The organism is Photobacterium minamisatsumaniensis, from assembly GCF_050336695.1.
GTDB classification, from domain to species: domain Bacteria; phylum Pseudomonadota; class Gammaproteobacteria; order Enterobacterales; family Vibrionaceae; genus Photobacterium; species Photobacterium minamisatsumaniensis.
Map to the genome: position 1 here is coordinate 140990 of NZ_JAKJSI010000011.1, position 20911 is coordinate 161900.

Annotated in this window: 24 protein-coding genes and 1 other RNA gene; 18 read left to right on the forward strand and 7 right to left on the reverse strand. The window is 44.7% G+C overall.

Features of this window, described 5'->3' with window-relative positions:
• Positions 1–593: 593 nt before the first annotated feature.
• A complete protein-coding gene (locus L4D78_RS02795; RefSeq protein ID WP_428465535.1) occupies positions 594–2249 on the forward strand; it encodes a di-heme oxidoredictase family protein in 1656 nt (551 codons plus the stop codon).
• Positions 2250–2343: 94 nt separating this feature from the next.
• Here L4D78_RS02795 and L4D78_RS02800 read toward each other — a convergent pair whose 3' ends face one another.
• The 6 genes from L4D78_RS02800 to L4D78_RS02825 all read right to left on the reverse strand — a co-directional run bounded on the left by L4D78_RS02800 (position 2344) and on the right by L4D78_RS02825 (position 8621).
• Positions 2344–2730: a DUF2799 domain-containing protein gene (locus L4D78_RS02800; protein ID WP_428465536.1), complete on the reverse strand. Its 387-nt coding sequence runs from the start codon at positions 2728–2730 to the stop codon at positions 2344–2346.
• Between the two features lie 123 nt (positions 2731–2853).
• Positions 2854–3819, reverse strand: a complete 966-nt coding sequence (locus L4D78_RS02805; RefSeq protein ID WP_428465537.1) for a TDT family transporter — start codon at positions 3817–3819, stop codon at positions 2854–2856.
• A gap of 838 nt (positions 3820–4657) precedes the next feature.
• The gene (locus tag L4D78_RS02810) at positions 4658–5482 is read right to left on the reverse strand and encodes a DeoR/GlpR family DNA-binding transcription regulator (protein WP_428465538.1); all 825 of its coding nucleotides are present in this window, start codon (positions 5480–5482) and stop codon (positions 4658–4660) included.
• On the reverse strand, positions 5445–6425 hold the full coding sequence (pdxA, locus tag L4D78_RS02815) for a 4-hydroxythreonine-4-phosphate dehydrogenase PdxA (RefSeq protein ID WP_428465539.1): 981 nt from the start codon (positions 6423–6425) through the stop codon (positions 5445–5447). Before pdxA ends, L4D78_RS02810 begins: the two co-directional genes overlap by 38 nt.
• Positions 6422–7660: a D-threonate kinase gene (dtnK, locus tag L4D78_RS02820; RefSeq protein WP_428465540.1), complete on the reverse strand. Its 1239-nt coding sequence runs from the start codon at positions 7658–7660 to the stop codon at positions 6422–6424. The genes pdxA and dtnK overlap by 4 nt, the downstream gene beginning before the upstream one ends.
• The gene (locus tag L4D78_RS02825) at positions 7653–8621 is read right to left on the reverse strand and encodes a 2-keto-3-deoxygluconate permease (protein WP_428457182.1); all 969 of its coding nucleotides are present in this window, start codon (positions 8619–8621) and stop codon (positions 7653–7655) included. The genes dtnK and L4D78_RS02825 overlap by 8 nt, the downstream gene beginning before the upstream one ends.
• A 414-nt stretch (positions 8622–9035) precedes the next feature.
• On the opposite strand from L4D78_RS02825, the gene L4D78_RS02830 reads away from it, so the two are divergent.
• On the forward strand, positions 9036–9425 hold the full coding sequence (locus L4D78_RS02830; protein WP_428465541.1) for a hypothetical protein: 390 nt from the start codon (positions 9036–9038) through the stop codon (positions 9423–9425).
• Positions 9425–9895 (forward strand): hypothetical protein, encoded by a 471-nt coding sequence (locus tag L4D78_RS02835; RefSeq protein WP_428465542.1) that lies wholly within the window; start codon positions 9425–9427, stop codon positions 9893–9895. The genes L4D78_RS02830 and L4D78_RS02835 overlap by 1 nt, the downstream gene beginning before the upstream one ends.
• A gap of 413 nt (positions 9896–10308) precedes the next feature.
• Here the strand turns inward: L4D78_RS02835 and L4D78_RS02840 are convergent, their stop codons facing one another.
• Positions 10309–11133 carry a S24 family peptidase gene (locus L4D78_RS02840; RefSeq protein WP_428465543.1) on the reverse strand — a complete coding sequence of 275 codons (825 nt, stop codon included), beginning with the start codon at positions 11131–11133 and terminating at the stop codon, positions 10309–10311.
• A gap of 233 nt (positions 11134–11366) precedes the next feature.
• On the opposite strand from L4D78_RS02840, the gene L4D78_RS02845 reads away from it, so the two are divergent.
• The 15 genes from L4D78_RS02845 to L4D78_RS02915 all read left to right on the forward strand — a co-directional run bounded on the left by L4D78_RS02845 (position 11367) and on the right by L4D78_RS02915 (position 20891).
• Complete coding sequence (locus L4D78_RS02845; protein ID WP_428465544.1) at positions 11367–11594, forward strand: helix-turn-helix domain-containing protein; 228 nt, start codon at positions 11367–11369, stop codon at positions 11592–11594.
• Positions 11584–13812, forward strand: coding sequence for a DNA-binding protein (locus L4D78_RS02850; RefSeq protein ID WP_428465545.1), 2229 nt, complete (start codon positions 11584–11586; stop codon positions 13810–13812). The genes L4D78_RS02845 and L4D78_RS02850 overlap by 11 nt, the downstream gene beginning before the upstream one ends.
• 54 nt (positions 13813–13866) lie before the next feature.
• Positions 13867–14583, forward strand: a complete 717-nt coding sequence (locus tag L4D78_RS02855; RefSeq protein ID WP_428465546.1) for an AAA family ATPase — start codon at positions 13867–13869, stop codon at positions 14581–14583.
• 9 nt (positions 14584–14592) lie between these two features.
• Positions 14593–15114 carry a hypothetical protein gene (locus L4D78_RS02860; RefSeq protein ID WP_428465547.1) on the forward strand — a complete coding sequence of 174 codons (522 nt, stop codon included), beginning with the start codon at positions 14593–14595 and terminating at the stop codon, positions 15112–15114.
• Positions 15111–15635 (forward strand): helix-turn-helix domain-containing protein, encoded by a 525-nt coding sequence (locus L4D78_RS02865; RefSeq protein WP_428465548.1) that lies wholly within the window; start codon positions 15111–15113, stop codon positions 15633–15635. Before L4D78_RS02860 ends, L4D78_RS02865 begins: the two co-directional genes overlap by 4 nt.
• Positions 15632–15871, forward strand: a complete 240-nt coding sequence (locus tag L4D78_RS02870) for a hypothetical protein (RefSeq protein WP_428465549.1) — start codon at positions 15632–15634, stop codon at positions 15869–15871. Before L4D78_RS02865 ends, L4D78_RS02870 begins: the two co-directional genes overlap by 4 nt.
• Positions 15872–15873: 2 nt before the next feature.
• Complete coding sequence (locus L4D78_RS02875; RefSeq protein WP_428465550.1) at positions 15874–16329, forward strand: hypothetical protein; 456 nt, start codon at positions 15874–15876, stop codon at positions 16327–16329.
• A 14-nt stretch (positions 16330–16343) separates the two neighbouring features.
• A complete protein-coding gene (locus L4D78_RS02880; protein ID WP_428465551.1) occupies positions 16344–16988 on the forward strand; it encodes a DUF3164 family protein in 645 nt (214 codons plus the stop codon).
• 19 nt (positions 16989–17007) lie between these two features.
• An RNA gene (locus tag L4D78_RS02885) (hammerhead ribozyme type II) lies at positions 17008–17090 on the forward strand.
• Positions 17091–17162: 72 nt separating this feature from the next.
• Positions 17163–17816, forward strand: coding sequence for a gp16 family protein (locus L4D78_RS02890; RefSeq protein WP_428465552.1), 654 nt, complete (start codon positions 17163–17165; stop codon positions 17814–17816).
• 355 nt (positions 17817–18171) lie between these two features.
• Positions 18172–18411, forward strand: coding sequence for a hypothetical protein (locus L4D78_RS02895; RefSeq protein WP_428465553.1), 240 nt, complete (start codon positions 18172–18174; stop codon positions 18409–18411).
• On the forward strand, positions 18380–18904 hold the full coding sequence (locus L4D78_RS02900) for a hypothetical protein (protein WP_428465554.1): 525 nt from the start codon (positions 18380–18382) through the stop codon (positions 18902–18904). The genes L4D78_RS02895 and L4D78_RS02900 overlap by 32 nt, the downstream gene beginning before the upstream one ends.
• A 64-nt stretch (positions 18905–18968) precedes the next feature.
• Positions 18969–19430, forward strand: a complete 462-nt coding sequence (locus L4D78_RS02905; RefSeq protein ID WP_428465555.1) for a hypothetical protein — start codon at positions 18969–18971, stop codon at positions 19428–19430.
• A gap of 254 nt (positions 19431–19684) precedes the next feature.
• Complete coding sequence (locus L4D78_RS02910; RefSeq protein WP_428465556.1) at positions 19685–20095, forward strand: Mor transcription activator family protein; 411 nt, start codon at positions 19685–19687, stop codon at positions 20093–20095.
• A 373-nt stretch (positions 20096–20468) separates the two neighbouring features.
• The gene (locus tag L4D78_RS02915) at positions 20469–20891 is read left to right on the forward strand and encodes a DUF5675 family protein (RefSeq protein ID WP_428465557.1); all 423 of its coding nucleotides are present in this window, start codon (positions 20469–20471) and stop codon (positions 20889–20891) included.
• The last annotated feature ends 20 nt before the right edge of the window (positions 20892–20911 follow it).

A 20911-nucleotide genomic window follows, 5' to 3' on the forward strand; every position in this document is an offset into this window, starting at 1 on the left:
TCAGTGACCTAGAATAGGTTTTCAACATTAGAGCGTGTAATTAATGTCATTTAAATCAATTGCTTAAGTGTGTTTTGTGGCGTTATTTCTTGCTATGAACTTAATTGAGTTAATCGCTATATAATGAATGCAATGCTAAAATTTAGTTTGGCTTGGTAAAATATTTTTTGCATTACTAAAAAAATATGATAAATTACACTCAGATTTGAGAGATACAAATCGAAAACATTTATGCAGTTGCCCTTTTTGTAGGAAGGGGAATTGTAAAGTCGATGGCGCATAAAATCGTGCTTATCGAATGTGCTGGGGGCACCCAGCTATCCTGCTTGGAACACAGGATAATTACGGAACGAGAAACGGCCCTGAACATTAGTTCAGGGCCGTTTTTTCATTTCTTATAATTAAATCAACTGCATCAGTCTATTTCTTGAGACTCTCTTAAGAATAATATTCTCCCGACTATTCTTGATAATAATAAAAAAGATACTCTTTATCGCATTACCCTTTTTAATGTGGAGCGAGCAAAGATTCGCTTCCAAAAATAACAATAAAGCACTTTTGTGCGCAAAGCAGTATTTAATAAGGGGTGAATGATGAAAGCAGTGTCAAAGAAAAAAGCGCATTTTAAATTGAAGCTCATGGCTTATTGCGTCGGTATTCCACTGGCTTTATCTGTCGCAGGTGTTGTCGCGAAAGACTTGGCGTCAGATCTTGGGGTCAGTGGAGAGGTAAAAGAGCCTGCACTCGAGCATATTGAGCAATCTGAGCTTAATGATTTGGTTGCAACTGATCCATTTGCCGCTTTCATTTTAGCATTTGATGTCGGTGATGAGCTATTTGAAATTCAGGCTAATGAGCTTGATGGTGTTGGTGCCAATGTAGGTAACGGCGAGCGTTTTGCCAAATATCCCCGGATGGATCTTGACGAGTATGGCCAATGGGCTGCTCACATGCCTGCGAGGACAACGGGTCCAAATGGTCAGGCGTGTAACGAGTGCCACCTGAGGCCGTTTAATGACGGTGCGGGCTCTATTGCAGGGAACAATGTGCGTGATCCAAAACGTACTGGTGATATCTCGCAGTTTATCACTCGCCAGCCACCGCATGTCTTCGGTATTGGGGCAAAGCAGAAATTAGCGGAAGAAATGACTGCTAAGTTACATGCGATTCGGGATGCCGCGATAGCGAAGGCGCAAAATACCGGCTATCCAGTGACTAAAACGCTAGCTACAAAAGGGGTCTATTTCGGTAAGTTCACTGCGATGCCCTATGGCGCTCATGATTTCAGTATGATTGAAGGAATAGATGAAGACCTAACGATTAAGCCGCTGCAATGGAAAGGTGTTGATTTGAATATTCGAGGCTTCGTCAGAGATGCCGAGAACAACGAACTTGGGTTACAGGCAACAGAGCTTGTAGGTATGGATGAAGATGCCGATTATGATGGTGTTGCCAATGAGCTTGGGGTCGGTGATATCACAGCCTTGGCTATTTACCAAGCGGGTCAGCCTCGTCCTGTCACTAAGACGGAATTGGCAAGTCTTGGCTTAATGGAGTTGTCTTCACAAGAGAAGAAGAGTATCAAAAAGGGTAAAAAGGCCTTTAAACAAGCTAAATGCGATACATGCCATAAGCCGACAATGTACCTCTACGATCCAATTTTCAGTGAACCAAGCCAACAGGCTGCTTACCGTGATGATATGTTTCCAAGTGGCGATAACCCAGCGGATCATGGCTTGACGCCTGAGAAAGCGATTAAGTTCGATTTAACCAAGGATATGCCTGATAACGTGATGGAGCTGGCTAATGGCGATGTGGTGAATTTGGGTAACTTTAAGAAACATATTGACGGTCGTACCATCGTTAATATTTTCTCGGATCTAAAACGTCACGACCTAGGACTTGATGTGGCTGAAGATGTGGATGAGAAAGGTACTGGTGAATCAGTGTTTATTACCCAACCTTTATGGGGGGCAGGCTCGACACCTCCGTATATGCATGATGGCCGCTCTCCTACGATTGCCGATGCCATTATGCATCACGGTGGTGACGCTGCATGGTCACGTACTGCCTTTACGAATTTCCCAACGAGCAAGAAAAAGGCATTGGTTGATTATGTAAATAACAACATATTGTTACTTGCTGAAGAAGAGGAAGAAGGCGAGGAAGGTGGTGCGGAAGAGTCGTCACATACAGGGCCGTTTTCTGATGTTACTAGCCGCTTTGAAGATCGTTTTAAATTAAGATAAAGACACGTGATTGAGGCTCATATAATGCCTCATTGAAAAACTGGCTGCGGGCATTTCGCTCGCAGCCGTTTATTTTTAGGTGTGGATTTAGCAATTATTCGTTATTTAGCCAAAGTAAATCTTGCCCTGCGACATATTCTTTATAGCCAACTTCCCAGCCTTCGACTGCCAATCTTTCATTGGCTGTATTTAAGCATTGTCCTGTGTATTGCTGACCTTTTTTTCCGTGTTTGTAGGTTTTATAAGGTAAGCAGAAGTCTTCAATCCCCCGTTGGTAGCCAAGCTGGTATTGCGCGACGGATTGATCGGTAAGCGAGTGAAGTTGTTCTAATTCAGATTGGCTGCGTACTAACCGGCCTGATTCACCATCATTAAGTCCGAGAGCTTGCCATTGATCTTTTTGCGCAAGTTCAGAGTCGTAGGATTGGCCTGAGCAGGCAATAAGGCCGAATACCGTCACAAATAAAATAAGCAGTTTCATAATCTACCTCCTAAAGCGAATAGTAAGCAAAAGAATGAAGTGAAAGGGTATGGCGCATCTATAAGTATAAATCATTAAAGAAAAAGGCCTTCATTAAGAAGGCCTTTATAGTCGTAGATCAATTTATTGTGATGAAAGTAGTTTTTTGGGGGAGGCTTTGGGCCAATAATAGCCAAGAAAATTCCAACTCACCCACAGTACTAAACAGGTCGCCACGATAATCTCAAAGATACCTAAACGCTCAAGCCACTCCCAATGTGGATAATCGGTGGCTAGCCATTGTGTTAAACGCTCAAGGGCCACGGCACTAATTACTGATGGGAACGTTACGGCTGCCAACGATGGCTGAAAACGTTGTTTGAGTAGGTAGAAATAGCACAGATACACCAGAATTGTCATGGTGATACCGATGCCTGCCAGCGCACCTGTTAAGATTGGATCGGGCTGCTCAACGTTAACTAAATAAGCCGTTAAAGATAGGTTGACCGGTGCGGCCATGATCGCCAAGGTAGGCCTCGCTGGTCGCGGTAAGCGGCCAGCAAAGCAAAGCCGATAAAGCACGACAGGCAGCATTAAAAAATAAATACTGATGCAAATATTCGTTACAGCGAGCGAAAACTCAGTATGGCCTAGCTGTGGCCCTGCTAAAGTGCCACTGATTGCGCCAACAGGATAAAGAAACCAACTTGGGTACAGGTTGATGAGGCGAAAAGATTTGATCTGGCAAAAGAAAAAAAAGCTCATCATTGAAAAGTGCAGGCCCAACGCTGGAAACCAGAGTAATTTTGCGACTTCTACATTCAATGAAGAAAGATAATCTGAAAGTACCAGCAATGACATCGACATCGGCGCCATTAGGCTGCCATACAGTGGGTGGCGAAGATCTTCAATAAATCGTTTTGGGTTGAAGGCGTATTTCACAATAACAGGTGCGAGAAGCACTGCTCCTAAAAAGGCACAAATTCCTCTTATCCATCCAGCCTCTTCAGGAAAAAATAAAGACCATGCCAGTCCCAACCCTGTTGTCGCAAGTGCGAGTGCAGCTTGTGCGGTTGGGATTTGGAGCAGCGTCTTAGCTATCGCAGTCATTGATTTAAAAAGCCTTGTAATGAGTCGCCAACAAAGGCGTGCATTCTACACTAGAAAGGTGATTTGCGGTGGTTGGATTGTACATTTAATGGACAATGAGTGAGTGGATTTCGTATCAGAATATTATTTTTCAAATTTGGTTTGCTAAAAGTGAAAATTGGTACCATATTTAGTGTGAGACCTGTAAATGAGCTGCATCATTCAAAGCTTACGGAGGATTGAGCTGTTTTCAACTGGCTCAGGGGTACAGGAATCAGGTTGATGAAAGTCAACCATTTGTGAAAGTAACATTGCTACATCGTGAAAAGTAAGACGTACAAAGAAACAAAGTTACATAGAAACATAGCTACACCGTGAAAAGTAAGACGTACATAGAAACACAGTTACATTGCTATACCGTAAACATGCGACACGCTAAGTGTTTTATTGCTTAGTTTACAATTTGGTAAGCAACACAAATGACAATTATACTTCTTCGCCAATAGAGAAAGATGCCCGTTTTAAATTAGTGACTGTATCCGGGCACGGCATACTCAACGTAATGAGTGGCGAAGCCGCAAGTAGTGAAACTTTACATTCACGCCTGATGTGTGCTGAGTAAGTACATGATGGCATCAGAATAGAGATATAACTACAAGCCGCACTGCAATGGTGCGGCTTTTTATTTGCCTGTATTTCCGTGTATGAGTGTAAGCATGCCCTTGTCGAAATGACACGATCTGTACCGATCTAAAGATAAATCTTATATGGGCAGCTCATTCGCTTTGGATGATGTACGGCACTGAAAACTTAAAGGGCGCATGGTGCGCCCTTTGATAATGAAATCGTAGCAAGGCAATTACTCACCTGCTGTTGCGACCTCAACCAGTTCTAACGGCACTTCTTCCTCTAGCCTATTGTGGGCCTTATCTGGCAGGTCGGTGTCAGATATCAGCAAGTCATAGGCACTTAACGGCGCGATCTTATGCGTGCCGACACAGTTGAGTTTACTGCTATCGGTAAGCAGGATGTTCATCTTACCCAGCGTTGCTAACTTACGTTTTAATACGGCTTTTTCCTGCGTTGGGCTTGTGACGCCATTGTTGCTATCAAAGGCACTGCAGGTACAAAAGCAGATGTCAGGAATGATACTGTCGAGCAAGTGCTCGCTGTAGGCTCCAATCACCGACTGACTGCAATTGTCGATGTTACCCCCGGCGATAATCACTTGATTGTTACCGGCTTCAGAGAGATGAAAGGCAATACGCAGATCGGTGGTAATTACCGTGACATCGTGACGCTCAATCAGCAGGGTCGCGAGTTCGAAGTTGGTTGTTCCAGCATCAAGGAACACCGTCATCCCGTCTTTGATATGGCTAAGCGCGGCATATGCTATTGCCTTTTTCACATTCAGGTTTTCAGCTTGCTTCTCGGCGGTTGTCGGTTGGCGGTTGATGGCGCGGCCAAACGAGATCCCACCGCGTTCACGGAACACAAGCCCGCTATCCGCGAGCTTATTAACATCTCGGCGGATAGTGGCGGGTGAGGAGCTCGTGATATCAACCAGCTCCTGAATAGTGGCGTGCTTATGTTTTTTAACGTGTTCGAGAATGAGATCCGTTCGTTTTGATTGTTGCACTATAGGTTTATCCTGCGAGCTTGATTGCGAGTCTGATAGACTCAAGAATACTGTCACATTTTGCTATATTTTTACCTGCAATATCAAATGCTGTGCCGTGATCAGCCGATGTTCTGATAAATGGCAAGCCAGCGGTGATATTTACCCCGTCATGGAAGCCCATAAGCTTAAGTGGGATATGCCCCTGATCATGGTACTGGGCAACCACCATCGCATATTTGCCTTCATAGGCCTGAAGGAAGACCGTATCTGGCGGGATCGCTCCGAAAACATTGCTTCCTTGTGCCTGTAGGTTTTTGACTGTTGGGTTAATGACCTCAATCTCTTCACTGCCAAACAAGCCGCTTTCACCGGCGTGCGGGTTGATCCCTGCTATCGCGATTGGTGCCCCTTCTTCACCAATGCGTGCAAGAAAATCTTCGGCAATACGAACCACTGTCTGCTGTCTTTGTGGGTTGAGTGTATCAAGCATCTTACGCAGCGAAATGTGCGTAGTGGCATGAATAACACGTAGACGATCTGTATAAAGCACCATGGCGAAGTCTTTGGTACCGGTAAGTTCGGCAAGTAACTCGGTGTGGCCAGCATAATGATAGCCGCCCAAGTGTAATGCTTCCTTGTTCAGCGGTGCTGTTGCAATCGCTGTTATCTCACCGCGCAATGCATACTCGGTCGCTTTTTCTATGCAGCGATAAGCCCCTGCGCCTGCCTGTGCTTGTACTTTACCAATTTCCAGTGTTGATGGGCTTTCAAGCGGCACATCAATAATGTGTATTTGCCCTGACGTGAAATCAGCATCGCTGATATGCTCAATCTTAACCAGTTCTTTTTGGGTGATCTGCATGGCTTCATTTTGTTTTATGAAGGTCTCATAACAGCCAAAGATCACTAAGGGTGTCTGTCGAATTTCTTCAGCCTCGAACGCTTTAAGTGTGATTTCAGGGGAGATGCCAGCGGCATCGCCCATTGTAATACCTATTACTTTCATGAGTTGTCCTGTAAATGCTGAATGATTTGTTCAATTGCGTCGGCGTGACCAAAGCCGCCGGCTTTGGTCACAACCGGAATGTGATGGTCGGTAAAGTGGCCGTAGGGAATACAAGGTTGCACTTCGCCTTTGATGATGTAGCCATCAGCACCAATTTCTGCGGCAACTGCTGTGGCAATGTCGCCACCAGTAAATAGCACACCTGATAGCGGGTGGCTCTCCATTAGTGCTTTGCCTAATCGGCCTAGGAACTGAGCAACGGCATTGCCCATGTCGGTACCGGTAATTTTTTGTTGCTGGCAGAATTGGTGCGCACGCTGACGTTCTGCTTGATCACGGGCTGTTCGAATGGCGCAATGCTTGCCTTGGCGTAATAGATTACCTGCTTGCTCAACCGCTTGTGCCAATGTGATATCAGGGTGGTGCCAGATAGCTTGAGCATCAATATCGAGCACATGCAGGCCTTTGTCCTGACAGTAGTCAACCTGCTGTTGCGTCACGGCACTCATCGACCCTGCTAATACCAATACAGGGGCTTTCTCTTCGGTTAGGAATACGCTTTTTGGTAGCTGGTTAGCAATACCCGCCGCACCAACTAGCACCATTTTGGCGGTTGTATTGGCAAGGCTACTGGCGATGTGGGCAAGATCGTCATCGGTCTCGGCATCGAGGATCAATACCTGAGGCAGATCCCCCTCTATCACCTCGATAATTGCTTTATCTAGTCCACCTTCCTTGATGGCGGGCACGGTAATATTACGGCAAGGCAGTTTGCTCTGGCTGGCAATAATATTGGCGATCTCGGCATGGTGGACAGGTGTTTTTGGATCAGTAGCAAATTCGGTATCGACAACCGGTATGCCGTTTACCAAGCAAGTGCCATTGACTGTAGTGCGCCCAGCAGCCGGGATAGCTCCTGCAACAATAATCAGTTTGGCGCCGAATGCACGGGCAGCGGCTTCGATTTCGGCACCAATGTTGCCTCTAAACGTTGAGTCGATTTTCTTAAATACCACTTGTGTATCTTTAGCGGCATTTTGCTCAAAGGCTGTCGTGACACTGGCGGCGGCTTCTTGCGCAGAAACGGCTCGGCTTTCGGTGTTGATCACAGGGATATCACAGGCGACAGGCTTATCGGTAAGCGATACGGCAACCAATGCCCCTTTCTTTGCTAGTTGAACACCTGTGTCGTTCGAGCCGGTAAAGTCATCGGCAATGACAATTAACTTAGGCATTGGCTTCAACTCCCTCACCAGAATCGGTTCCTTTTTGTTTGTTCTTCTTAACCACATAAGAGGTCAGTACCGGAGTTAACATCACAGTCGTGATCACCGAGGCGGCAATGAGTGGAGCTGCGGTTTGTGCGGCGATAGCCATGCTAGGATCTGCTAATGCAATAGCGGCTGGAGTAGCGACTGCGTTACCCGCTGTCGATGACGCTGCCGCGCCAGCTACACCGGTTCCACCTGCAAATTTATCAGCATAGACATTGAAGAAACCGCCAACAAACGTAACAACAACACCTAGAGCAACACCGGCTAGGCCTGTTTGTAGTAGTACTGACAGGTCGATACCAGCACCCAGTGCAAAGGCAAAGAATGGAATAAGAAGCGGGCCACCTTTGGTTAGAAATTGCTTCATGTCTTTATCAAGGTTACCCAAAATCATCCCGATAACAATTGGGATAAGTACAGCAACCAAGCTCATGAATGGAATAGAAGCCATGCCTGCAGCGCCCAGTGCAATCATGGTAAAGAAAGGGCCGTCGTTCAGGCTGATCACCGAGATAGCACCAACATCTTTCTTGCTACCGAACTCGCCAACCAAGGCCGCGTATAGGCCACCATTACTGTTCGACATCGCCGCTATTACTGCTAAGCCAGTAACCCCGAATAAGCCAGCTTCACCAAATACGGTTTGAACCAGCATACCAAGTGCAACGGCAACAACTAATTTAGAAACGGTAATAGCAGAGCCTTGTTTCAATGCTTGAGGTGCTGCTTTAACGCTGATCCCCGCGCCCATACAAAGCAAGAATGCGCCAATCAATGGTGCTGCACCGTTCTTAAATAGGGCAGTTGTAAAGCCGCCAATCTCAAGTGCAGCAGGGAAGAAGGTATTGATAGTCGCACCGATTATGAGCGGTACTACCATCATCCCTCCTGGGATTTTTTCAACTTTTTGTTTGATGTTCATGTTATATCCCTTTTTTATATTTGTTGTATTTCACGTCATTACGCTGATTGTAATTGAGTGGATATAACTTTTCTGTGATCGCTATCAATCATTTTTAATCAAAATCAATCAAGTGTAATCATGGTGGTTTAAGTTATTGCTTTATATGGAGTCGGTGTTAATGCATCGCGGTGATGAAATAGAGATGCCTACCCGTAAATTTATCCCCAGAAAATGTGGATTTAGGCCAGTGGTTGATATTTGCTCGTGGCTGTATGATTTATAAGGCATGCTTTATTGCTAAGTGTGAGTTATTGCCTAGATTGGTGGGTGATTGATGATAAACTGGTGAGCAATGGTGTTAAAGCTGATTAGTTTAGTTAATTCAGCTATTTAGCATAATGGGTATAAGACGTAAAACAATTGGTTTAACAAATGCAAAAAACATCTAAATTAAAAAAATATGTCGAGTTGTTTAATCGCCATATTTCTCGATATTTAGCTCAAAATATAAGCGTTAAAACTGTTATTCATCCAGTTTCTACATCTGGGGCTGTATTTGAATTTATTTTTAATGATGATGATGATGAAACCATTTCTCATGGCGCTACAAGAGCTTCCGTTGGTGATGTTTTAATTAATATCCCTCAAAGTATGGTCAAAGGTAACATTCATAATTTTACTTTTTCGGGTACTAGCCTTTATCTTGAAAGCAATAGAATTGTTGTCATTAAGGGTGAAGATACTCCAAGAGAATGGGATGGTAATGCTGTCATTAAAGACATAGGTAGGATAGTTAACTCTTCTAATGGTGAGGGTCGTTAATGAACCTTGATGACCACGATAAAATCACCCAAATCAAAGAACTTGCTGCTGACATTAGAGAGATTAAAGATTTCACAAAGAACGAAAATTTCGATGCATCTGTATTTAACACAGCTATAAATCGCACTAGAGTCGATGTACCTGAGCCTAAGGTTGAGCCTGTTAAAAGGAAGAATGGTACTGATTGGCACATAGTAATTATTGGTTTTTGTGTTATTGGGTTATTTTGCTTAATTGCCGTTAATGCGCTTCTAACCTTAGATCCTAAACATACAGGGCTACTTATAGTTGCAGGATTAATTGCTGTTACTTTTGCTATTTTGTCCATTCATTTGAAATTCAATAATCAAGGAGCAACAATCATTGTCGCAGTCTTTTTTGTTGCTGTTGTACTTATAGGATTTGAAATCTTCACACCAAGAGAAATAGCAGATAAAGCTGAAACTATATATTCATCAACATCGCAATAATGCTCCCCGTCTAGCTATGCGGGGTGAAAGTTTACAGTGTATGAAGCATCAAAATTGGTCGTAGAACTTGGCTCTTGGAATGATCCTAAATTGCTCTAAGTGGTACGGCCTTTTGTTTGCTTTCAGTCGTGACTCTTGAACGTACTGATGTACCTAAGTTCTTTAAGGTACTGCATTAGTTTATTCCTGAGGGGCACATGAAAAACTGTAACCGACCATAAAGAATGACAAATATGGGAGTAGGTGGGATTGTGAAGGATCTCGTGGGCGAGCCTTGTATTTAAAGGGATCGTAGGCTGAGTTTCGTTTTGAGCATGAAAACACTGAAAATGGCAAAAAGTGTGTTTCTATCGAAAAAGGTTCGGGCGAAATGACAATTCGCCCACTTTGGCAAAAGCACACACAAAAGGCGTTTAAAGATCTGTTGAGCGCTGAACAACACGACCTATGATGCAAAGCTGGTCGAGTTGGTTTGTTGGGACTTCTATCGGCGAATACTCTTTATTGTCACTGATTAGGCGCAACGATCCATCGAAGCTCTTCTGGATGCGCTTAGCATAAAGTTCATCACCTAAACGAACGACGAAGATCTTCCCATCAAGTGGCTTATTGGCATTGAGATCTATCAGCAGTGAATCATTATCCTTGATCGTCGGATCCATTGAATCACCCTTAGCAAAAATGACAGCAAGCTTATTAGGATCCAATTTCCGATATTGAATATATTTACGTCTGAATGCTAGGTATCGCTTCACTGGCGCATCGATAGCCGATGTACCGTGACCTGCAGATACTTGAATGTGATAGCCAGGAACTAATACAAACTCTTCATTAATAGCGTCGTTGGCTTCATCTGCTTGCTGTGCGCCGTCATCGCAGTAAGCACAGACAGAAATCAAATTGTCCCATTTCAGGTTCTTATCAATGTGATTTTTAGGCTGAAAATGTTCAATAGTGTGAGAAGTTGATTCTGTTAACTTAGGACCATTCCCTGTCGCCAGCCATTCAAGTCGAACACCTTTGTAATCGGCAATAGCCACCAACTTATCAAAAGTAGGCTTGGAGCTATTTGGCGGAAGGTATTTTCGTAAACCACTATCTGTGATCCCTACACTCTCCCCAAAGCTCCGAATAGATTCATTCCCAATTAGTTCTTTTAGACGCACTGAGAAATGTGCGATTCCGTCCTTATTAAAAGCACCTGGTGTGCTTTTCTCTACGTCAACGTGCCTTTTCATTAAACAACCCAAAAATCAGTGATTTAACCCAATCTTCATGAGAAATAAAAAACTAAGAAAAACACATTAACTGTGTCTTATATTACATCTATTTCATACAAAAGTGCGGCAGGGTTTTATAATTTATAAATTCGCGTCTTATTATTCTTGATGAGTCTTTTAGTTTGCAATATCGTCTTATTGTCGCAATAAGAAACTTACTCGTAATAGTTATAGTACCACGGGGTGACTAAATGGAAATAGAAACCGCTTATCAGCTACAAGGTGCTTTAAGGGCAAGTGCTTGGACAGTAAGGAGTTGGGCGATAGCTCATGGTTACAACCCACGAACCGTACTTCATTGCATTAGCACTTTCGCACCAGATCAAAAACGTCTTCCCAAAAGACGCTTATCAAAAGCCATTATGACGGACTTATCCAAAACGCTATCTATTTCGTTAATGGAGGCTAATGGTGAGTAAAGAATGGTACACCGCCTCAGAACTATCAGAAGCCCCTGGGTTACCCAATGCGTCTTTTTCGGTAAGACGACGGGCTGAAAGGGAAGAATGGACATCGAGGAAAAAACAAAAAGGTAAAGGGCTTGAATATCACATCAGCAGCTTGCCGGATGAGACGAAAGCTTATTTAGCCAAGCAGGAAATTGAGACGCTATGCCAAACGGATACCGGAGCCATTGAAGGCGCGCTTGCAGTCAAAAATATCAAGCTAGCTGAAAAGCTTGATGCGAAAGGTAAGCAAAAGCGCAAGGCGCAATCTTTGGTGGCTTTCAATAGCCTGACAGGTGAGCAGCAAACCAAAGCCAATGCCAAATTGGTGATTCTTAAAGCTCGCGAGATGTACTTGCAACCGTTTGTGGATGTTAACCGCCTTACTGTGGGAGAAAGTCAGTTCATAGAAGAGTACAACCGAAAGGCGTTAGGCATAGACATCTGGGTATATAACGCGATTAAGCAGATCAGCTGGCGCACCTGTCGTCGCTGGGCTGAACTACTTGATAAATCAGGAATGACAGCGTTAGCGGGGAATTATTCCGGTAATAAGCGTCAGGGGAAGATAGAGCAACAGTCAGATCTTCAAAATTACCTGATGGCCGTGATCACGGGCAAGCCCCATCTGGCGCAGCGTCCGCATGTACTCCATCGGATGATTAAAGAAAAGCACGAGAGCTACCCGCATTGGGATATCCCAAGCTCTTCATCGATTGGCCGCTGGGTAAGTAAATGGATGGCCGATAATGGTGCTAAGTTTGTCCACCTCACTAACCCCGATGCCTACAACAACAAGCATCGGCCATTGTTCGGGAAAATGTACCCATGGGTACAAGCACCAAATGATTGCTGGGAATTTGATAGCACTCCAACCGATGTACAGTTGCGGGTTAACGGCAAATTGGTTCGCTACAGCATCATAGCTGCCATTGATGTGTACACCCGTCGGGTCAAATTGCTGTTATCACCCACTTCCAGTTCAGAAGGGATCTGCCTACTACTCCGTAAATGCCTAATGGATTGGGGTGTACCTAATGAAGGAGGAATCGCCCGAACCGATAATGGGTCTGATTACGTATCAAAACGTGTTACCGCCATTTTTGACATGTTGGGCATCGACCAATCAAAAGCTAATCCGTTTTCAGGTTGGGAGAAACCCTACATCGAGCGCTTTTTCCGAACCCTGAGCCAAGGGTTATTCGAGTTGCTACCTGGATATATCGGTCACTCAGTATCAGACCGTCAGCAGATTGAAGCGGCCAAAGCGTTTGCCCAGCGTATAGGTGAGGGTAAAAAGAAGGCCCAGCAAGAAGCACTGGAATTAGCGTTAACACCCGATGAGCTTGAAAGCGTGATGAATGATTGGCTAGAGCACCGCTATAACCACACCGTGCGTGAAGGGCTTAATGGAAAAACACCGTTCCAAGTCTATACCGAGTCCGGTTACCGACCAAATGTGGTGGTTGATGAACACAGCCTAGATTACCTGCTTAACTACATCGGTGATGCAACCGTGATCCGGGGACGAGTATCTGCGAATAGCATCAAATACACCGCGCCAGAGCTGATGAACCCAGATTGGGATCGCAAGCGAGTCCGTGTATTCCTCGACCCTAGCAATGTTGGCCGTGCCACTTTGTACCCTGTTGATAACTGGGACTGTTTCATTGAAGCCGTGAATATTGATTTGGTTGGCCGTTCTATTGATCCGGCAACCTTCCGAGAGCAGCGCAAGCTGCAAAATAAAGCATTAGGAGAGTTCCGCCGCAGTGCCAAGAAGCTGCAAACGGAATTTGGTATAGATACCCAATATGCCGAATCGCTGGCGGCAGACAAAGCTAAAAACACCCTGACGGCCTTCAAGCAGCCATCAGACATCACCAGCAATCCAGCACTGAATAGCTTAACCAAAGCCGCGAAAACTAAAGACACTCCGGCGTATAGCGAGGCAGAGCTGCAGCATCTGGAACAGGCAAGGAAACAGTTGGAAGAGAAAGAAACACAGCTTAGTCAGCAGAAAAGCCATCTGCACAGGAACATCCACGACAAAGCCCGCTACCTAGCCGAGCAATCATTGGTGCGCGATTTAACAGAAAAAGAGAAAGCGTTTTTGAAGGATTACCAAAAGAAAAATCAAATAGGGAAACGAACAATTCAGGAAATTATGGCACGTCGCCGCCAAGCATAACGTGCCATAGAGCAAAGTAACTTATCAGAAACTCAACCCAAAAGGATCATAACAATGAAACCAGTTGTTGCACCAGTTAAAAATGTATCTGCAACCCAAATTGCATTCAGTACTTTATTTCAACGCGCTCTTGGTGTGCCTGGAATGGCGTTAGTTCACGGGCCATCGGGGTTTGGTAAAACGACCACCACAACCTACCTCTACAACCAAGTCAATGGCATTTATGTCAGTGCCCGTGCGCACGATACTACCTCAAGCCTGACCAGCCGCATTGTTGAAGAGCTTGGCGCACAGCCGAAACATCGCATCAGTAAAAATGTCGATTACATTATCGAGCAAATGAGTATGTATGAGCGTCCGCTGTTCATTGATGAAGCAGATTACCTGATGAATGACACCCGCATGCTCGACACCATTCGTGATCTTTACGACGGCACCGAAACCCCAGTAATCCTCATCGGAATGGATCAGATTGCTCGCCGTATCAGCGCGCACAAACAATTCTATAACCGCATTTCAGAGTGGGTCGAGTTCAAACCTGCCGATTTGGAAGATGTGCAAATTATGGCGGATTACCTGCTTGAAGAAGGCATCAAAGCCGAGCCAGAACTGCTTGATCATCTGCGCCAGAGCACCAATGGCGAAATGCGCCGAATCACCATCGGCTTAACCAAAATTGAAGCCTTAGCACTTGCCAACGACCTAGACCTGATCACCCTAGATGATTGGGGCGATCAGCCATTCCATGGCCTCAGAAGCCTTGCAGGATAGGAGTTCGACATGACGAACCGACAGTTGGCATGGATGTTTATTTGTCAGCTTCATCATCGAACCACCTTTACAGCACCAAAGCTGGCGGCGGCAACAGGGATGACAACCAAGGCCGCCAAGCGATATATACGGCAGTTCGAGAACGCAAAACGGATTGAAGCAACAGGTGACATGGAAATGTACAGCCATATGAAATTCCGAGTGATCAGCAAACGGCCAATTCCAGCATGGGGAGGGTGGCAATGCCGAAAACCGAATGTCCGACAGCGGATATGGAACAGTATGAGGATTCTGAAAACTTTTGGCCAGTATGACTTACAAGCGACAGCAGAGGCTGGAGAAAAAACGACTCGACAATTTATCCGTGCTTTAGAGAAAGCAAAGATCATACGTCGTAAATCAACGCCAGACGGGGACATCTTCCGCCTGAACCGCGATCTCGGACCGCGTCATCCAGAAATCAGGGGCTCAAGCATTCGCTGCCAAAACAGCGGAGCCATCTATCCCTTTATCAAGGAGCAGCGCCCATGAATTGGTTAGAGGCCATAACGGCAGAGTTAAGCAAAGCAGAGGTAACCCAGAACAAACTGGCCCGAGATCTTGGTGTGAGCACTTCCATGCTTAGCCAAGTGGTAAGAGGCATCTACCCCGGCAGTACCGAAACATTACAGGCCCGTGTAGAGGGGCGCTTGATGGATCGTACCGTGCAATGTCCGGTTAAAGGCTGTATTCGGCTGGATGAATGTCTCGATCATCAAGGTAAACCCTTTTCATCGGCCAACCGAGAGCGGGTCAAAATGCACCGAGCCTGTCGCTCTGGGTGTCCTAACTCAAAACTAGAGCCCACGGCAAACTCGCAACGTATCGATGTCCGAGTCAGCCCCAATGAAGAAGCCTATAACATCGACAGCCAACTGGCCTACATCAAACGCAGCGCGCAAGGTGACGCCCTGAAACTCAACGAGTTACTGGAAAAGGAACTGTCACGGCTGGCAAATCGATATAACCAGTTGCTCTGGAGCAGCAAATTCGCAAGGAGAAGCAAATCATGATCAGGCAAAAAGGAATTGCCGCCAAAAACAGATGTATCGACCGCGCCGTGCGTCGGTTGGTATCAAATGGCATGGAAGTGCGTTCCACCCGTGTCGGCAACATCCGGCCCGTCATTGAAATCGAACGGCCTAATGGCATGTGTCAGGGTTTTGATATTACCTGCCGGGCGCAGGGCCAAACCCAGAAAGTGCGGGTGGCGTCATTGTGTGGTTGCCTAGTCACTTGGAGGGCATAGCCATGACATTAGCAGAGAGGATTGTTGAGCAGCTGAAAGAACGACCATTAACACGGCCTCAGCTATCAATACTGATTGATGAAGTAACGTCCAGAGCCATTCTTTACCAACTGAAACACCTAACAGACCAAGGTTTTGTAAGGCGGGGTAATGAAGCCTGCCGGGTTTATCGCCTTATTAAAGAAGAGGATCTTTTAGTGGAGTGCAAGAGCTGTAGCAGGCCTCGTCTTTGTTGGACGGTAACCAACGATGTCTGTAATTACTGCCAGAACATGCGTTGGCTGGAAGGTGGAACGCAAAAGGATCAAAAGCCAAAGGCAAATACGGCCAAAAGGAAGAAGCAACGAGCCAATACACGCTCAGCACAATATGCAAAAGATGATGCCAGTGCCCGTGCATTCCATCGTCTATTACGGGGGCAAACTATAGGCTCCTTACAAAGCAACAACGCAGTATAAAAAGGAATTTGTGAATGAATACCCAAGAAGTACAACCAACGTCGACAGCACCAGAAGGCTACATGTTTGACAGCAAACAACGCATGGTGCCAATCACAATGGTTGATGACTATGACATGGAAATAAATGATTTTGTGATTAAGCACACGGCTAAAGCGCGAGAGATCCAAACAGTGCTAAGGCAGTTCAAGCGAGACGTCTTCGACGACTGCAACGCCTTTCAAGAGCTGCTGGCCGAGAAGTACGAAAGCAAGAAAAAGAAAGGCGGTGCGAAAGGCGGTTTTTCCTTCACCGCTTACGACGGCTCGCTTCAAATCAAAATCACCGTGCAAGATCGCATTACCTTTGGCCCCGAACTTCAGGTAGCCAAAGAGCTAATAGACGAATGCGTACAAGACTGGAGTTCAAACGCCAACGACTACCTTAAAGTACTGGTGAACGATGCCTTTGAAGTAGACCGCGAGGGTAACTTGAATACAGGCCGTATTCTTTCCCTGCGTAAGCACAAAGATAAAATCATCGACCAGCGTTGGATCAATGCCATGGAAGCCATCGCCGATGCCATTATGGTCACAGGTTCAAAAACGTACCTGAATTTCCGAGAGCGTACCAGTGAAGGCAAATTGATTAATATCCCGTTGGATTTGGCGGCGTTATAGAAAACGCAATGAAGTAAATGAGCGAAACATCGCCCTTGTTAAAGCCGTAAAAAGGGTGATGTCTATCCAGCGTAGTGGTTGGGTACTGATGAGCAGCTAAATCAATTTATGAATAACGTCGAAAAATACACGCCCCCGCGTGGGCCTTCGTACACATTGAATTTAGGGTTAAATATGGAAAACCGAAATCGCTTAATACAACTGATTCATGTCGGCAAGCGAGAGCTAGCACTAGATGACGATACCTATCGCGCTTTACTGTTTGCCAATGGTGAACATTCTAGTTGTAGCAAAATGAACATTAAACAGCTAGAGCTCGTTCTGGCAGTAATGGAAATTCAGGGCTTCCGTCGCTCCCGGCGTCCTGCCTCCCGCGACATTAGTCCTTCCATGGACGTCAAACGGCAGGGGAAGGTTGGTAAAACACCGTTTAAACGCCGTTTAAGTCCTAAATCGGGTAGGGCCAAACATGCTGAAATCGACAAAATCCGTGCAATCTGGATCACCATGGCCCAACACGACATCGTGCGTGACCACAGTGAATCGGCATTGGATGCTTACGTGAGCCGTATAACCAACAGGAACAAAAGCGAAGGGGTTGAACATATTGGCTGGTGTAATGCCAAGCAAGCGTACACCGTGCTGGAATCACTCAAAAACTGGCATAAACGTGAACTTGCCGACCGAATGAAAGAAGCAGGGTGGGCAGTACCACTCAATCGAAACGGGTCAGGGCTTACCGGATATAAAGCCGTGGTCGAAGGGTATCAATTTATGATGGAGCAAAAAAAGGCGGTGAAAGATACGCCGGATGATGTTGGCTGTTAACCGCCTAAACGGAAGTAAGGAAAAGGTGACAAAACGCACACTTCATAACATTTTTAGTTTGAATTGTTTTTGCCTTTATTATGGATGTAAGTTGCCCCAAAATCGTCACAAACTTTCAATCATGTTTATGGTTATATACGCTTAAGTTAGAACGATTAATGGGCGGTATGGCTTCCAGATAGGTTGGAAAGGCTATTTTGGGTGCCTAATTGGGTTATTTACCATAATAGGCATAATGACTACCGAGTTTCGATACTTAAAGTGACATTTAAGAGCTGTGAGTTGAGCGCAGGCTCAATTAGTCCGTCTCTGTTAACATGGAGAAATATGCGATATTAAATGTTAGGAGTTTTCCATGTACAAGCCTTTGGGTCCTTATAAGCCATTAAAGTCTAGGTGTGCATACCCTGGAGATGAAGAAGCTCCTATGGGATACTTTTATAATTCAATGGGGCCTCTTGGTCGAATACAAATCGAACTGGATTGGAAAATGTTTGATTTCTGTCGGTTACAACAGATAACTCATAGCTACATTATGAAAAATGAAGAAGCAATAGACAAATTTGTTGAGGAAAATAAAGAAGCGCATTGCTAATGCAACTGAAGAAACAATGGGGTTTGTCAGAGCCCGTGAAAATATAAATGCGCAATCAGATTCAAATCGTCAAACATATCAATTTTCAAATCAGATGACAGTTGTGGGATTATGGGCGATAGCGGAGCAAACAATGGGGTTTGTTTATAAAAAAATGTCGGCGACTATTAATAATATTTCAGAAGACGCTATCAAAATTCCATACAAGTTTGAGGACTTTAGAAAAGAGTTCTTTAAATTGGGTATAACATTTGAAAATCTGGATACATACAATGATGCAAATGAGTGTCGAACATTAAACAATACAATTAAACATGGCCACAAAATAGAAGGGCATATTCTTGGGTTTGATTATTTTTCTTCATTGTCAGGAAAAAGGATCTTAGACGTAGACTTTGAACTACAAAGGTATATGACAGGTGTAATTCAATTTTTAAGTAACCTGATCGAAGAAGGTAATCAAATTCTTGACCCTTCTCATCCCAAACATTAGTTTTATGAGCGTTGTGTGGTATATAACCAAATATTTAACAAGGCACTAAGCGGCAGGAGGAAAAATGCGCAATTTTTTTGAACATTGCGATTACTTTGAGCGTTTAGTTACTAAACCTCTTTTCTATATAAAGCCTGAATATGAGCTTGATTGGCTGGATGGAAAACTTGTTGAAAGAGAAGATAGTTTTGCTTGCTATCTTAATCAGTTGTTTGATGAACTAGATAATGTTGTATCGCCCAATAATTACCACAAGTATGAGGATATTATTGCTGAATATTGTGCGCTAGAAGAGCCAACAATTCGTAAAAAAGGAATACTTTGGATTGGTCAGGATTACGGTTGGATTCTAGAAAACGGCTCATACGACGATATTGACGAACAAAATTTAGTATTAGCGATAGCTGGCAGAGTTAAGGCAGCAAAGCGTTTTAATCAGTGCAACTTTGATGAAATGGAGCATGGTCATAGAACGATGCTAACTGAACTTTTACAATGCTTTATCTATCATCGTTCAAACGCATAACAAATAACGGTTAAGTAGGTTCATGACATAACGCCCGTAAAGCGATCCAAGCCCATCATTGTATGGGCTTTTTAATAGATGGTGAGTGAACAAGTTATGTCAGCTATTAGCATTCGTCTGATGGTTACGCAGAAACAGAACAATTTATAGCCGTCTTCGAACGTTTTTTTACCCCTGCCCAGAAGCCTTGTATTGACCCGGTGATCAATCATATAGCTAAATAGGGAGATCGACATTAATTCAAGGTGGCAGCAATGGAACAGCAGCACGAGATCTTTAAAACGGAAACGTCAGAGCTGGAACTACTGATCAATAATGTTTCTGAAATTGCCGATGACAACGTCCGCAAGCGTTGGCCTTCCACCTTGCAGTCATTGAGTGAAGTGTTAAACAGCGAACTCAAACGCGCCAACATTGATGCGCCATATCTAGCCGACAAGCTCACTATTGCCCTTGGCCATTACTTTGGTGGCCGGGACATCTATATCCCCAATGGTTCCAAGCTGAAGTCCGCCCTACGTAATATTTCTATTTGGCGTGAATACAATGGTCGCAATATCGAGCAACTGGCGAATCACCACAAACTGACTGAACGACAAATTACCGAAATAATCAGAGAACAACGTCAGGCAGAAGTACGAAGAAGACAGCGTGAATTGTTCTGATGGTGTTAGCTCTTCCATGAGCTTGGTGCAATTAATCAATAAAGTGATCGTCAAAAAGAGGGATTTGCTGGGGATTGGTCTCAGGAGCTAAGGGGATCTGTATAACTTGTTCGTCAGATAAAACGTTTTGATAAATCATCTTACCGTCTACAAATATCTCAACTGTATGCATATTGGTATCAACCTATTTGGGGCTAAGTTAATACTTCCACTGTGAATGATAATTCCATATAAAAACAGAAGGTATTGTATCACACTTACTGCATATGAAAAATGTTCGTTATCCTGAACCCTTTCCAACTCACTAACAGCCATAATCCCCATAACATCAACGTAATCAAAACGATTTTAAAATCAGATTGCGGGGATACTCATGGACAAACTATTTCTCAAACGTCGTCACTTCGATCACGGCACCTATTCAACACTTCATACCCAAGATGGCGAACAGCTGTGCTGTATTATTGAACGCCCATGGCTAAATAACCAGCCCAACATTTCTTGCGTGCCTAAAGGTAATTACAAACTCACCCCGCATCAAAGCTCTAAATTTGGCACCTGCTATGCGCTCGAAGCACCGACGTTAGGGGTCACCCGTTATGGGCCAAGCCTACGTACTCACTGTTTATTGCACAAAGCCAACCGCGCCAATGAACTGCAAGGCTGCCTCGCACCAGGCACACACTTTGGCGTCAGTTATGGCGAGTGGGCAGTAATGAACTCGACCGAGGCATTCAACAAAATGATGACCTTTTTAGGCGGTAAGGAATGGCAGCTAGAAATAACCGGCGCATAGCCGTTGCTGGCATACAACAT